The 15571-nt window shown below is 39.2% G+C and carries 10 protein-coding genes; 3 read left to right on the forward strand and 7 right to left on the reverse strand.

All coding sequences use genetic code 11. The features are described from left to right. Positions 1 to 54 precede the first annotated feature (54 nt). From ALKIM_RS0102065 to uvrA, 6 genes are all read right to left on the reverse strand, one after another. The gene (locus ALKIM_RS0102065; RefSeq protein WP_044117688.1) at positions 55 to 693 is read right to left on the reverse strand and encodes a DUF5063 domain-containing protein; all 639 of its coding nucleotides are present in this window, start codon (positions 691 to 693) and stop codon (positions 55 to 57) included. Between the two features lie 144 nt (positions 694 to 837). Further along, positions 838 to 2769 (reverse strand): RecQ family ATP-dependent DNA helicase, encoded by a 1932-nt coding sequence (locus ALKIM_RS0102070; RefSeq protein ID WP_235714355.1) that lies wholly within the window; start codon positions 2767 to 2769, stop codon positions 838 to 840. A gap of 151 nt (positions 2770 to 2920) precedes the next feature. Then, on the reverse strand, positions 2921 to 3235 hold the full coding sequence (locus ALKIM_RS0102075; RefSeq protein WP_026473207.1) for a single-stranded DNA-binding protein: 315 nt from the start codon (positions 3233 to 3235) through the stop codon (positions 2921 to 2923). 98 nt (positions 3236 to 3333) lie between these two features. Continuing rightward, positions 3334 to 5004 (reverse strand): nucleoside kinase, encoded by a 1671-nt coding sequence (locus ALKIM_RS0102080; protein ID WP_044117689.1) that lies wholly within the window; start codon positions 5002 to 5004, stop codon positions 3334 to 3336. Positions 5005 to 5225: 221 nt separating this feature from the next. Beyond that, complete coding sequence (locus ALKIM_RS0102085) at positions 5226 to 5588, reverse strand: DUF805 domain-containing protein (protein WP_026473209.1); 363 nt, start codon at positions 5586 to 5588, stop codon at positions 5226 to 5228. A 634-nt stretch (positions 5589 to 6222) separates the two neighbouring features. Beyond that, complete coding sequence (uvrA, locus tag ALKIM_RS0102090) at positions 6223 to 9090, reverse strand: excinuclease ABC subunit UvrA (RefSeq protein ID WP_044117690.1); 2868 nt, start codon at positions 9088 to 9090, stop codon at positions 6223 to 6225. Between the two features lie 638 nt (positions 9091 to 9728). On the opposite strand from uvrA, the gene ALKIM_RS0102095 reads away from it, so the two are divergent. The 3 genes from ALKIM_RS0102095 (at position 9729) to ALKIM_RS0102110 (ending at position 15262) form a co-directional block, all read left to right on the forward strand. Then, positions 9729 to 12857, forward strand: a complete 3129-nt coding sequence (locus ALKIM_RS0102095; RefSeq protein ID WP_026473211.1) for a type ISP restriction/modification enzyme — start codon at positions 9729 to 9731, stop codon at positions 12855 to 12857. 684 nt (positions 12858 to 13541) lie between these two features. After that, positions 13542 to 13679, forward strand: coding sequence for a hypothetical protein (locus ALKIM_RS19745; RefSeq protein ID WP_157363721.1), 138 nt, complete (start codon positions 13542 to 13544; stop codon positions 13677 to 13679). Between the two features lie 296 nt (positions 13680 to 13975). Continuing rightward, positions 13976 to 15262 carry a hypothetical protein gene (locus tag ALKIM_RS0102110; RefSeq protein ID WP_157363723.1) on the forward strand — a complete coding sequence of 429 codons (1287 nt, stop codon included), beginning with the start codon at positions 13976 to 13978 and terminating at the stop codon, positions 15260 to 15262. A gap of 93 nt (positions 15263 to 15355) precedes the next feature. Here the strand turns inward: ALKIM_RS0102110 and ALKIM_RS19485 are convergent. Next, positions 15356 to 15571, reverse strand: a 216-nt coding sequence (locus tag ALKIM_RS19485; protein ID WP_316932843.1) for a group II intron maturase-specific domain-containing protein, incomplete at its 5' end; no start/stop codon positions are given.

Consider the following 15571-nt stretch of genomic DNA (forward strand, 5'->3'; position numbering starts at 1 on the left):
AGTTGTGTATTTGCTAAAATTATGCTGACAACTAAGTAAGTTGTAATACCTTATCTATTCATCGTCGTGAAAATCGTCCTGAAACTCACGTTGCCGTTGCGAAAGAATCCAGTGGTCGGTTTTTCTTCCTTCAGATTCAGGCCCATCAGCTGCATCCTCGTCATCGTCAATATTTTCACCACCATAACTGACCATGTGAAGTGCACGTAACACATTTACAAGCCTTTGACCCCAATAACTTTCAAAATTGGTTTGCAGCTCTACCAGTGCATCGTTCATAATTTCTGTTACAGCACTTCTGTAGCTCATTAAAAAATCCTTCACATCCTGATAAATATCGGCCATATTTTCAGAGATGGTGGAGGTTAAAGGCAATTCGCTTCTTTGCATATCGGCCGTGAAAACCTCAAGATAATCATCAAAGCGCCCCATTGTGGTTTGCACCTGATAGCGGATGTACTCATAATCCTCCTCAGTAACATGCTTTTCAAGATACTCATCCAGTACAGACTCACTCTTGGGCAACATGCCCGATTTCAGATAGAGTAAAGGAAGAATTTTGAGTGCTGTACCAACAAATTCGGGGCGTGACTGATTGCCCACACCTTCGAGCCAGGCGCAAAACTCCCGACTAACAGTAACAAATTCAATCACATTTGGCGAATATACCGGATGTTCAAAACTATCTTCCATCTTAATTTTAAAATATTCAACGATGCTGCTGCAAAATATCGGGTTGAAAACGAAGATTACTGAAAACTCAAACAATCTCAATTTCCACACCAATACAATTTCGCAAAGTTAGTAAAAAGCATGAAACAAACATCCCTTTCTGTATCACTCTCTTCCGACCCATTCCAATAAACCCTCATCATTTTCACCTATCACATCAGTTTCTTCCAACCAATGTAATACTTTCCATGCTTTTGCTCTATCTACGCCGCAAGAATCCGCAAGTTCATCGGCAGCCATAGGTTTTCGGGATAACGTTTCTCTTATGCGGGTTTCAATTTTTTCGAACTCTGCATCGGTGAGATCCCTTTTCTTTCGTTCCAGACACACATCACAATGGCCGCAATTAACTGTGCTTTGCTGTCCAAAATAGTTTAGAAGCAATCGGCTGCGGCAAACATTACGCAGTGTGGCATAATCAATCACTGCATCCACACGCTGACGGTATTGCTCCTTACGATCGGCGTACACCTCGTTTGGCAATACCACATGGCGGGTCTCCTCACGACGCTGAAGATAGGTAACCAGTGGCGTACGCCGTTGGGGGATATAATGGATGACACCGCGCTTAGACAAACCCTGAAATGCATTGTACACATCCTCTTTTGACACATTCATGCGTTTGGCAATGGCTTCCTCATCCACAGGTGCATACTCGGTAAAAAGTCCGGTGTAACTGCGCAACAATATTTTGATATATGGATCGTACATTGCATTTGCCACCTGAAACTTATACAGTTCAAAATTATCCATTAGCACCATAACCTTGGATGGTATATCTACATCTTCGGAAAACGCCAGATAGCCGGCTCTCTGCAATATTTTAAGGCTGCTAAACACAGTGAGTACGTTAAATCCAAAGGCAGCACAAAACCGCCCGATATTGAAATCAAAAATTTGCTCATGGCCGGCACCCACGGCAATCTGGAAAAAATTTCCCAATGCCTCATACACCCGTCTGACCACATCCTTCTCAGGGAAGGTGGTAGTTACGCTCTTGTTAAGTTGCATTTTATCGGCTACCGACCACAGCAACACCGCAAAAGCTTTTTCTTCATCGCGTCCGGCGCGTCCGGCCTCTTGAAAATATGCTTCAAGCGAGTCAGGAGCATCCATGTGAACCACCACCCTCACATCAGGTTTATCAATTCCCATCCCAAAGGCGTTTGTGGAAACAATAACCCTGCACTTACCTGACTTCCAGTTTGCCTGGCGGATATCCTTTACCTCCTGGGGCAATCCGGCATGAAAGAAGTCGGCACTGATGCCATTTCGCTGTAACATTTCGGCATATTCGCGTGTTTTTCGGCGGTTGCGAACATATACAACAGCCGTACCACGTACTGATTTAAGGATACGAAGTAGTTGCTCCTCTTTATCCTCGGCATGACGCACCACATAGGCGAGGTTGCTTCGCTCAAAGCTTTTCTGAAATACATTCTTCTCTTTAAAATGTAACCGTTCCTGAATATCTTCCACTACGCGCGGTGTGGCAGTGGCAGTGAGCGCCAACACCGGCACACCTGGCAAATGCTCACGTATTTCAGATATCTTGAGATAACTAGGTCGGAAGTCGTAACCCCACTGAGAGATGCAGTGAGCCTCATCAATGGCGAGTAAATTCACCTTGAGGTGAGGTAACTTAGACAAAAAAAGTTCAGTGGACAAGCGTTCAGGTGACAGATACATAAACTTATAATCACCATAAATGCAATTGTCGAAGGCTGAGAGAATTTCGTTATAGGTTAGTCCTGAGTGAATAGCATAGGCCTTTATGCCTTTCTTCTTAAGATTCTCAACCTGATCCTTCATTAGGGCGATTAACGGCGTAACCACCAGACAGATACCTTCGTGCGCCATTGCCGGCACCTGAAATGTGATGGACTTGCCACCACCTGTAGGCAGCAATCCTAGCGTATCACGCCCCGCCCCAACCGATTGGATTATATCCTCCTGTAACGGGCGAAAATCATCATAACCCCAATATTTTTTTAATATTTCACGATAAGTGTTCTCCACAGCAACAGTATAAGCCAAATAGTTTTTCGGTTATAAACACACGCCCAAAAGTATGTGAGCAACCGTGAAATTAATCAATTTATAATTATCCTCATGGTTAGCGAAAAAAAAGGAGTTGCCATACTGACAACCCCCTTATCCTTACTAAATAAAACAACTATGTCTATAGCTAATTTACAAACTCTATCTCCTTCACCTTCACACCAATAAATGATTTCAATTCACCATCCTTGCCGGTATAAGCTTCACTTTCGGGAACTCCCTCTATAAGCACCTTCTTTCCTTTCTTGAGGTAATCGGCAACCCGAGAGTTCTGGTCGCGCCACATATTGGCCTTAATCCATTCGGTTTTCTCAACCTTTTTGCCCTCGCTGTCTTTATAATCCATCGAAACAGCTACATTAAATTTGATAAGCTTACTGCTTCCAACCTCCTTAACTTCAGCGTCATTACCTAGAACGCCTGACAAAAAAATCTTTAACATTGTTATAATTGTTTTTGGGTTAAAAAACGGGTTAAAACGAGAGCTAAATTTATCAAAACGTTTAATGAAAGTCAACACTAGGTTAACACATAATAGTATTAATACGAAAAACTACTGCCGCCAAGAAACTCTCTCAATATGGATGTAGGCGGGATTTCACGTGGCATCATAGGCTTAAAATAGCTAAAAAACTTTAAGAGGCGGTTGGCTTCTGAATATTCAGGCTGATTGGGCTGAACCTCGAGCAGGATAGGTTCTGCAAAAGGCTTAAGAACAGCCAGCTCATAAAGCAGTGCTGTATTAAACATCACATCGGCCTCCTCCTGAAATGGGAAAATGTGCTTCTCCTCGCCCCTTCGTACGCTTGCCCAGCGGGAAATTGTATCGCGGGCAGAGTATTTCCGATACTTATAATCGCGTACAATTCGTCTGATTAGGCGGTTGTCGGTAGTTGGGATGCGGTTATGGTCATCGATATTTACCGAAGTTAGTGCTGATACATATACTTTAAATTTAGCATCGTTTGAAACCGATGGCGTAAGCTGTGGGTTGAGCCCGTGTATCCCTTCAATTATCAGAATATTTTGGCTGGTCATGCGCATCTTTTCACCATCATAAAACCGTTCACCGGTTTCAAAAGAGAATTTCGGAAGTTCCACCTCTTCACCAGCCAGCAAAGCCACCAGGTGCTCATTAAACAGTTTTAGGTCTATAGATTCCAAAGCCTCAAAATCATAGTCGCCATTTTCGTCGCGAGGCGTATGTTCCCTATCTACAAAATAGTTGTCCAGAGAGAGATTTAGTGGTTTAATACCTGACACAAGCAACTGTATGGCAAGGCGTTTACTAAAAGTTGTTTTACCACTGGATGATGGACCACTGATAAGTACTATCTTTATTTTATCCTTTCGAGCAGAAATGCGGTCGGCAATATGAGCTATTTTCTTCTCGTGCAGTGCCTCGGTTACTTTTATGATGGTTTCTGATTTTCCATTACCGGCAGATTTATTCAGGTCACTTATTTTGGTGACATTTAAAATTTTATTCCACTGGCTATATTCTCTGAAAATTTCAAACAACTTATTTTGAATAATGAGATCCTCCACTTCGTTAGGATTGGAGGCTTTCGGCACTCTTAAAAGCATTCCGTTGTAATACTTATTCAGGTCGAATACTTTCAGATAACCGCTCGATGGCACCAAAAAACCATAAAATATGCCAACATGCTCACCCAGAGTGTAATACGAGGTGTAATACTGGCCGCGGTGGCGAATTAAGCCGGTTTTATCGTCAAGACCTCTCTCTTCAAAAAGTCTAATTACCTCATCCGTTTCCTCCTTTTGCTTCACGAATGGCAGATCCCGAGCCACTATCTCACGCATTTTTTCAGCCAAATCGATGGTCATCTGCACAGTTAGCTCGCAGTTCAAATTATCCAATTCGCAATAAAATCCTTTACTCACCGAATGCTCAACTCGAAGACGGGCACCGGGAAACAACTCTTCGACAGCAGCATACAGCACAAAAGAGAGGCTTCGCACATACATGCGCATGCCATCCGGATGGCTGACATCTATAAACTTAACTGTTTTTGGGTTGAATAATTCAAAGGAAACATCCCTTAACCGGTTATTCACCATTGCTCCTAAAATGGGATTTGCCAATTTAACATCCATGAGTTTGGCAGTTTCTGACAATGTGATGCCGCGTGGTGCGTGTACTTCGCTATTGTTATTAATACATTTGATTTTAATCTCTTTTTCAGTCATATAGAAACACTATTTTTTGATTCTTGTATGTTGGGTGATATGCACGATTATTTAAATATTAACAGTTCCCCTAAACATGAAACTGGCAGGAGCAATTGGTTTTGAGCAAAATTCATTCCCAAAATCACCATCACGAGGATTTAGCTGGTTGATTTAATTGCTCTGAAGCCAATTACCACTGCCTTAAATGTAATTCAAAAGATGCTTTTAACAATCAGTCGCTAAAGTTTAGGATTTGGACCATATTGATTCTCACCCAAATTGCTATCAGTTGCCATTAAAACTAAAAGCCATATTGCACCAATAAATGGAATCAATCCAACCAAAATCATCCATCCACTTTTACCGATATCATGCAGTCGTCTTACCGTCACAGCCAATGCAGGTATCAACAAAACCAGCGAATAGAGAATGTAAATCACACCATAAGGAAGAATTCCTATGGTGGTTCCTACAATGTTATCTAAACCCATTGCAACAATAGTAAAGATAATATTGAACAATACAAACATCCAGTATTCCTTTCTTCTGGCTCGGCCATCGAAATCAGCATACTTTTTAAGAACCTGTAAATACCATTCCATAGATAAAATTGTTAAAATTACCCCTACTCGTCTGGCTTTTCGGATTCGCCCTGTTTTTTAGAGTGGTTACTCGTCTCCACTAATTAAAAATTTAAAGAATTGTGCATCGTTAAATCCTAATTAAAGTTCTACCAAACACTATTTAATTCTTATACACCTCCTCTTTTTTGATACTTAAAGAGCAACACAATGCAGTACACCAAAAGCCAAGAAATCAGATGATAGAGCAAATTATAGAATCAATCATCTAAGCACTAACTATGCAAAATAATAAAAATATGGTGATAATCAAGGGATTTTTGATGTAAGACATCATTGGCCGTGATGAGAAGCTATGAAATTACGATGACGAAAGAATCTACAAATTGACACGCTGCCTGCTATCTAAAATCAACTTCATAAACCTACTGATATTCAATGTTTCGAATCCAACAGGTTTAAAAGTGACTAAGTATATACGCCAGCCATTAAAATCACTGAACAATTCTTTAGTAAGTTATAACGCACGGACATAGATAAACCGGCAGAAGCAAGCAATTATTTGAGTCAAAACAGCGTACTATAGAGTGATTAAGTGCCCTTATACGTCTCAAAACACCTACACTACCACAATCTAACTCACGAAAAAGCAATACTATTTCCTGAATTCTGGTTCCTGCAGAAGAAACTGTCCGGTGTAACTCTCTGGTATGCCAATAACATCTTCGGGTGAGCCGCTGACAATGAGCTGGCCACCTTTACTACCGCCTTCGGGACCAATATCAATGATATGGTCGGCTGCCTTAACCACATCCAGGTTGTGTTCGATAACGATGACCGTATTGCCACGATCAACCAGTTTATTCAAAACATCAAGTAAAACCCTGATGTCTTCAAAATGGAGTCCTGTTGTGGGTTCATCTAAGATATAGATGGTTTTTCCGGTATCTTTTTTAGCCAGTTCGGATGAGAGCTTTACACGCTGCGACTCGCCACCCGAAAGAGTTGTGGATGGCTGACCCAACTTGATATAACCCAACCCAACCTGTTGAAGCATTTTGATTCTTTGCTGCAAAATTGGTATGTGTTCAAAAAAATCAACCGCCTGATTGATGGTCATATCCAGAACATCACTAATGGATTTTCCTTTATAGCGTACTTCGAGCGTTTCCCTGTTGTACCTTTTGCCACCGCAATCGGGACACTCAACCATCACGTCGGGCAGGAAGTTCATCTCAATGACCTGGACACCGCCCCCTTTGCAGGTTTCGCATCGTCCTCCAGCCACATTAAAGGAGAAACGACCTGGCTTGTAATCGCGAATTTTTGCCTCGGGCAAACCGGAGAAAATCTTTCGGATTTCGTCAAACAGTTTGGTATAGGTTGCCGGATTAGAGCGTGGCGTGCGTCCGAGTGGTGACTGATCCACATCAACCACCTTATCAACATGCTCCAAACCTATCACTTCACGATATGAAAGAGGCTCCTTTACGCCGTTGTAGACATGCTTATTGAGGATGGGATATAATGTTTCGTTGATGAGTGTAGATTTTCCACTACCCGAAACTCCTGTTACACATATAAATTTCCCTAAAGGAAACTGTACATTAATATTCTTGAGGTTGTTGCCAGATGCTCCAATTATCTCGAGCACTTTTCCATTACCTTCTCTGCGCATTGCAGGCATAGGTATATTTTTTCTCCCTGTCAGGAAATCGGCAGTAAGCGATTTGGAGTTAAGTATTTGCAAAGGTGTGCCCTGCGCTACCACTTCACCGCCAAAGCGTCCGGCAAAAGGCCCCATGTCAATCACATGGTCAGCAGCCATCATCATATCACGATCATGCTCCACCACCAATACGGAATTTCCCGTATCGCGCAGTTGCTTAAGCGACTCTATGAGGCGGTGGTTGTCACGTTGATGCAATCCAATTGAAGGTTCATCGAGAATGTAAAGCACATTCACAAGCTGGCTGCCAATTTGGGTTGCGAGCCTTATGCGTTGGCTTTCACCACCCGACAGCGTCATGGCGCCACGATCGAGCGACAGGTACTCCAGCCCCACATCCACCATGAATCCAAGGCGCGACCTAATCTCCTTCAGAATCTCCGCTGCAATAAGCTTCTGTTTGTCACTCAAGCGTTCCTCAATATTTTCGAACCATGCGCGAAGTTCCACAAGATCCATGCGGGAAAGCTCGGCAATATTTTTTCCATCGATGCGGAAATGGAGGGCTTCCCGATTAAGCCGTTGACCATTACACTCAGGGCATTTCTTCTCGACAATATACTGGTTGGCCCATCGCTGAGCCTTAGCCGGTGCATCATCGGTCTGTTGATCAAGGATATATTTAATTACACCGCTAAAATTAAGAAAATAGTTAGAAGAGGTTCCTAGCGGTGTGTTTTTGAGAGTAAGCGGCTCATTTGTACCATAGAGAATGGCCTCCAAACCATCTTCCGGAATATCAGAAACAGGCGTCTTCAATGTAAAGCCATATTTTTCACCTATGGCCTCCAACTGCCAAAAAATGAGTGAGTTTTTATATTTTCCAAGCGGATCAATCCCACCGGCATGAATGCTCAACTTGGGATTCGGAATGATTTTATGCATGTCAGCTTCATCAACCATGCCCAGTCCTTTACATTTTTGACAGGCGCCCTGCGGTGAGTTAAACGAAAATGAGTGAGGGGCTGGCTCATTGTAAGCAATTCCGGTAACGGGACACATGAGCAGGCGACTGAAAAAGCGTGGCTCATCGTTGTCTTTCTCAATCACCATGATGGTGTTACGCCCCTGTTTCATAGCCAGCTTTACCGACTCTTCCAGCCGCTTTCGCTCCTTGGCTTCAACCTTCAGTTTATCAACCACCACTTCGATGAAGTGATTCTTATAACGGTCGAGTTTCATCCCATGTCGAATCTCCTTAATATCACCATCGACACGAACATTTAAAAAACCCTTTTTTCTAATCTGCTCAAACAACTCTTTATAGTGACCTTTACGTCCTTTCACCATCGGCGAGAGGATATAGACATTTTTACCTTCAAAACGTGAAAGAATAAGATCCAGAATTTGCGTATCGGTATATTTCACCATTTTTTCGCCCGACTTATAGGAAAAGGCATCTGCAGCACGCGCATATAACAATCTCAAAAAGTCATAAATCTCAGTGATGGTTCCAACTGTTGAGCGTGGATTTTTCCCGGTTGTTTTTTGTTCTATTGAGATTACAGGGCTCAAACCGGTAATTTTATCCACATCCGGACGCTCTAGGCCACCTAAAAACTGACGCGCATAGGCAGAAAATGTCTCGATATACCGTCGCTGACCTTCGGCGTAAATGGTATCAAATGCAAGAGACGATTTCCCACTTCCACTTAATCCGGTAATAACCACAAGCTTGTTGCGTGGTATACTCACATCGATGTTTTGCAGGTTGTGCACTCTGGCGCCTAGTACTTCTATCTGATCCGCTTCATTTATCTCTGGAGCCAATTGTGCTGCTATTCCCTTACCCATAATCTGACCTATTGATTTTGTAACCTGCAAAGTTAATAAAAGATGCTGTTACCTTCCAGATATAAACGGAAAAAACCAGCGACGTTTCCAGTTTAACCAACAGCCTCTCATCAAACAAATCGCTATATTTCTATGATAAGCATGCGAAAACTTTAAATTGTTACTTATTAAATTGTCGCTTATTATCTAAACCCTACCATGCGTGCAATAAAAGCGCATGGCGCCTAAAGAACGGTTAGAGCCTTAGTGAACCACTTCATCGAACACAACACATATTCCGTCAAATTTTTATAAGTAATCTGTTTTTTTGATTATTTTTAATTTTGAAAACAAGCATGTGCGTATACCCATCCAATTTGGGTAGATATACGCACATATACCATGTGACACACTCGATATATAGGTAATTGATTATATTTAGAAGTTGCCGCCAAGTGTAAGAGACCGAAACGAACAGACAATTTGCTACTTAAAGACAGAAAAGAAAAAGGATATAATGAACAGCCCACGCACAAAACTGCACATTTGCAAGCTCCGACACACAAGCCGATGCTTCAGCTTGCAAAAGAGCAGTTTTCTTGCCAACGCACCGCATGAAATTGATACATTTGTAGTTATTTGAAACGGATTTAAAAAAAATGAATTTAGACCAATATATTGACAATATAAACCAAAAGTTCAAAGCTGGAAATGCGACAGAACATACTTTCCGTGGAGTATTAGAACAACTAATTGAAAGTATTGTACCGACAATCAGAGCAACCAACGAACCGAAAAGACAGAGTTGTGGAGCACCTGATTACATCTTGACAAAAAAGGATATTCCAGTTGGATTTATTGAAGCAAAAGATATTGGCGACAAAGACCTTGAAGGTGCGAAGAAAACAGGAAATAAAGAACAATTCGACAGATACAAAGCATCGTTGAATAATTTGATTTTCACCGACTATCTCGACTTTCACTTATACCGTGAAGGTCAATTTGTAACCAAAATTGCAATTGGAGAAGTAACGGAAAAAGGGATAAAACCAATAACAGAGAATTTCGAGCGATTTGAAAACCTGATTAAAGATTTTTGCACCCACATTGGGCAAACAATAAAAAGCAGTAAAAAACTTGCCGAAATGATGGCGGGCAAAGCCCGCCTTCTTTCTGAGGTTATTGAAAAAGCATTGACAAGCGATGAAAACAACAGCGAAGACAGTACGCTGAAAGACCAAATGCACGCTTTTAAACAAATTCTGATACACGATATTACACCCAAAGGATTTGCCGATGTGTACGCTCAAACCATAGCTTACGGAATGTTTGCTGCACGTTCACACGATGCCACTTTGCCAACCTTTAGCCGACAGGAAGCCTACGAACTAATACCAAAATCAAATCCATTCCTTAAAAAACTGTTTGGATATATTGCTGGTTTAGAAGTTGACGACCGTATAAAGTGGATTGTTGATGATTTGGTAAATATTTTTATTGCATGCAACGTAGAAGAAATTTTGAAAAACTACGGCAAAAGCACGAAAATGGAAGACCCGATAATCCATTTTTACGAAACATTCCTGAGCGAGTATGACCCCAAATTGCGTAAAGCCCGTGGCGTGTGGTACACGCCAGCACCAGTAGTAAACTTTATAGTACGTGCCGTCGACGATATTCTAAAAACCGAATTCGATTTACCCCAAGGATTAGCCGACACCAGCAAAACCATCATAAAAGTTGATGCACAGGGCAAAAAGATTGACCAAGAAGTACACCGGGTTCAAATACTCGACCCTGCCACCGGTACAGGCACATTCTTAGCCGAAGTTGTAAAGCTTATTCATAAAAAGTTTGAAGGACAGCAAGGCATTTGGAGTAATTATGTAGAAACGCATTTACTGCCTCGTCTCAATGGTTTTGAGTTGCTAATGGCAAGCTATGCAATGGCACATTTAAAATTAGATTTGCTTTTAACCGAAACTGGCTACAAACCAACCAAAGACCAGCGGTTTAGAGTTTATCTTACCAATAGTTTAGAAGAAAGCCACCCCGACACAGGAACGTTATTTGCCAATTGGTTAAGCACCGAAGCAAATGAAGCAAATCACATTAAACGTGATACGCCTGTAATGTGTGTAATTGGAAATCCACCATACAGCGTAAGTAGTAGTAATAAAAGCGAATGGATTGAAAAACTAACATCTGATTATAAGAAAGATTTAAACGAAAGAAACATACAACCACTTTCTGATGACTACATAAAATTTATTCGATTTGGACAGCATTTTATAGATAAAAACGGCAGTGGCATTTTGGCTTACATTTCTAATAATAGCTTTATTGATGGCACTATACATAGGCAAATGCGAAAACATTTGTTGGAGAGTTTTGACAAGCTTTATATTATTGATTTGCACGGCAATTCAAAAAAACAAGAAGTTTGCAATGACGGCTCAAAAGATGAAAATGTCTTTGACATTATGCAAGGTGTTTCAATTAATATTTTCGTTAAAACGACAAAGAAAAAAAGTAATGAAATTGGCACCGTATTTCATTTTGATTTACAAGGAAAAAGAGAAAACAAGTATGATTTTTTAAGAGACAAGTCTCTCTCAAATATTGAATGGAATAATTTAAAGTTGAAAAGCCCAATATATATATTCAAACCGCAAGATTCTAGATTATTAGAATTATACAATATGGGAATAAATATTGAGAGTTTATTTGTAATTAATGCAACTGGTGTAAAAACAGAAAGAGACAATTTTACAATTCAATTTAATTCAAAAGAAATTGATTCAATAATCATTGATTTAAAGAATTTGGAAGTTGGTGATATTAGAAAAAAATATAGTCTTACAAAAGATGGAAGAGATTGGCAATTGTCTTTTGCAAAGAAAGATATTATCAATAATAAATTTCTAATAACAAAAATTCAGTACAGACCTTTTGATTATAGATTTACTGCATATACGGGGATTACAAAAGGGTTCATGGCTTATCCTCGTGAAAAGATTATGACACATTTGGTTAAGGATAATTTTGCATTTGTTACTACAAGATTGAATCGTGGGTTAAGTCAAGGATATAATTTTATTTCAAGAAATATTCTTGATTTGCATCTATTAGATAGTGCAGCAGATTCTTTACAAAGTATGCCTCTCTATTTGTACCCAGAAACCAACGGACAACAAGCCATCGGGCAAACTTCAGAAAGAACGCCAAACCTAAATACGGAAATTGTAAAGCAAATAGCTGAGAAGTTAGGTTTAACTTTTACCAACGAAAAAGAAACCACCAAAGACACGTTTGCCCCGATTGATATTTTGGATTACATCTATGCTGTTTTGCATTCGCCAACTTACCGAGAAAAATACAAGGAATTTTTAAAAATAGATTTTCCGAGAGTGCCATATCCAAAAGACAAAGACACCTTCTGGCAATTGGTAAAACTTGGCGGTGAAATTCGGCAAATACATTTATTGGAAAGCCCAACGGTAGAAAAATATATTACTCAATACCCGATTGATGGTAATAACGTTGTCAGTAAACCAAATTATCAAAACGATAAAGTTTACATCAATGACACGCAGTATTTTGATAATGTTCCCGAAACAGCTTGGAATTTCTACATTGGCGGCTATCAACCAGCCCAAAAGTGGCTCAAAGACCGAAAAGAACGGAAACTGGAATTTGATGATATTTTGCACTATCAGAAAATAATTGTTGCACTTTCGGAAACCGATAGGTTAATGAAAGAGATTGATAAAATTGAAATTGAATGAAAAGCCCCCGCTTCACAGCCACACACATTGCCAAGTCGCTCAAAAAGCCAACCGCACGACCAAAACTTGTCAATAAGTGTGTCTGTCTCAACTCACGGCAGACAGAAACGAAGTAGCAATTTGAAAGAAAAATGATATAAAACAATGAACACCAGGCGGCAACATCATATATAAAATATTGGGGGTCTGGTGCTTACATTGACTTTTGTGCTCCGCATAAATTTCTGTGTCGGCCGATAATTCTGACTCCCGAAGCCCCCAACATTTCATATATGTGACCGTTAGTGGTAATTGACGAACTGAAACAGAAATACTTAGCCTTAAAATACTTTTTTTTGGTTCGTGAAGTGGTTAAAAATTTTCTGGTTTCTGTTTCCTTCGAGAGATTTGAAAAGGTTGAATTTTAGCGTTTTGAAATGATTAAGAAAACTTGATTATCGGAAAACTGAAATGACAACGAAAATTCTTACAAGGAAATGAAAGTCCTGAAAAAGATTGAGCGTGGAGAAAATTGTATTAACGGACAACAATTATTCAGGCGGAAAAATTCATTGAAAGCTAGTGTTTAACGGAAATAAGAATTTAAAGTGGCTTGATTTGCTTCGCTCAGAAACTCTTTGACGGTCAGAAAATGGATTTCTTCTCAGATAATAAGGATTTTAACGCTCTGAAATTTTATAAATCATGAAGTTTTTCAAGAGTAGCTACAAGGATTTGGGAAATGACGATTTTGGAGAACTGATTATTATCAAAGTCGCTGAAATTAAGTTTTATAACATTGAAAAATACATTCGGAAAGAAATTTTGGTTGTCTGGCTCTGAAAATTTTGAGAAACGACAACGCAAATTTTTAACGAACGACAATAATGACAGCCCGAAGAATTTGTAAATCGAGAAAACGTAACGAGATTTGATTAGAACTGAAATTTGAAATAGGAGAGAGTAGCAAAAAAAATGCAATGATTGATTTTTGAGAAATGACTGAAATTAAGTTCCGTTCCGACAGACATAATTTAGGACAACGAAGACACTGATTATTAAAGAAATTTTCTAATTTTAAGAGTTGATTTTTACAAACGGAAAGAAATCAACTAACCACTAACATCGTATATAAAACATTGGGGGTTAAGAGTTTGGAAGAAGCGTTCTGCCCCGCACCAACTTTTGTAACGGTAGACAATGATGACACCCGCAAACCCCAACGTTTCATATACGCACCGTTATGGGGTATTTTAAACGAAGCTCTTACAACAAATAAAATTATGAATAAATTATTTAAGCTTTTTTTAGGATTTTTTCTACTCTTGTTTTTAGGAATAATCGGAGTTGTTGGATTTTTAAAACCCTCTAAAGACTCAAGTTTTTTATTAACATATGATTTAATCATTTTAATAATAGTCTTTTTGATATTATTGTTAACTATTTTGACAATCGTATTAACAAAACGTAAAATTGTAGTAGCAGCACTTTTGATTACTTTGTTATTAGTTCTTTCGTTTTTTGCTTATATGACTTTACAAGAATCTAATAAGGAGCAAACAAAGCCAGATGAAATATTAGCAAATTCGAAAAATGAGAAAGAAGTGAAGACTAAAAAAACTATTAAATTATCAAATAGTCACAAAACAAAAATCAACTGTATAGAATCTTCATACAATGAAACAATTAAGGACTTAGCTTTAGATACTTTATCAATTCTTGAACAGGACTTCCAAAATATTTTTGGTAAATGTATTCTTGAAAATGATTATGTAGAAATTAAGTTTTCAAGAGAGAATGTTCTATATAAAGAATCACTACCTGTTGTTGAAATTAAAAATTTCGGAATATTAATGGATTCCCTAAAAACTGGCTTTAATGGTTTAGATACCAATACTGTTAGGTTTATTAAAAATGATTCTATTGCCTCATATAATTTAACATTTAGAGATGGTAGTAAAACTGAATTGACCTGGAGTACAAAAGACCATTGGGGATTCTATGAATTTATTAGTTACTTGATAGATTATGATTGTTTTTTGTTCCATCAGGTAGACCATGGATATGGAGAGGTCTTGATTTCATTAAAAGATGGAGTAAAATTGCATTTTGTCCCTACTTTTTCTCCAGAGAAAAACAGATTTTTTATGATTAATTCAGAATTTGGATATGCAGATGAGTATTTTATATCTTTAAAAGTTGGAGAATCTCCATTTGCTCCTGAGATTAATATTAACACATCGTATTTTCCATCATTTGAAAATGGAAAACATGCTCGAATTGGAGTTAACAATCCAATATGGCTAAATGACACTGAATTTGCTTTCGAATTTTATAAACTAATGCGGTATTCTTCACAAACAAGGAATGATACTTTGTATTATGACAAAATTAACGTGATAGGAAAAATCAAGTCGAGTAGGTAAAGGGGAATCTCACCCCTAAACCTCTCACAGAACCGTACGTGACAGTCTCCCGTCATACGGCTCTTCCCGCCCAAGTCGCTATGGACGAAAACCCTACTGCCAATGCACAAACGTGTTAGGATACTGTCTGGCTACATTGCACAGCCATCTAAAAGCATGTGTTTTGATTTTCTTCCTGAACCTTCGGTATTTGTTCCTTACCCACATCATAAGACGAAAATTTAGAACCCTGAAAACCTTGCGCATCTCGGAAAACCTGAACTTCCCATAGTAATTTATCCAGCCTCGTATCTTGGGCTCAAGCAGTAT

Source organism: Alkaliflexus imshenetskii DSM 15055 (assembly GCF_000517065.1).
In the GTDB taxonomy this organism is placed as follows: Bacteria; Bacteroidota; Bacteroidia; order Bacteroidales; family Marinilabiliaceae; genus Alkaliflexus; species Alkaliflexus imshenetskii.

Bases quoted from the DNA above. Each gene is read 5' to 3' on its own strand.
- ALKIM_RS0102065 (WP_044117688.1), bottom strand. From the start codon at position 693: ATGGAAGATAGTTTTGAACATCCGGTATATTCGCCAAATGTGATTGAA.
- ALKIM_RS0102075 (WP_026473207.1), bottom strand. From the start codon at position 3,235: ATGTTAAAGATTTTTTTGTCAGGCGTTCTAGGTAATGACGCTGAAGTT.
- ALKIM_RS0102080 (WP_044117689.1), bottom strand. From the start codon at position 5,004: ATGACTGAAAAAGAGATTAAAATCAAATGTATTAATAACAATAGCGAA.
- ALKIM_RS0102085 (WP_026473209.1), bottom strand. From the start codon at position 5,588: ATGGAATGGTATTTACAGGTTCTTAAAAAGTATGCTGATTTCGATGGC.
- uvrA (WP_044117690.1), bottom strand. From the start codon at position 9,090: ATGGGTAAGGGAATAGCAGCACAATTGGCTCCAGAGATAAATGAAGCG.
- ALKIM_RS0102095 (WP_026473211.1), top strand. From the start codon at position 9,729: ATGAATTTAGACCAATATATTGACAATATAAACCAAAAGTTCAAAGCT.
- ALKIM_RS19745 (WP_157363721.1), top strand. From the start codon at position 13,542: ATGAAGTTTTTCAAGAGTAGCTACAAGGATTTGGGAAATGACGATTTT.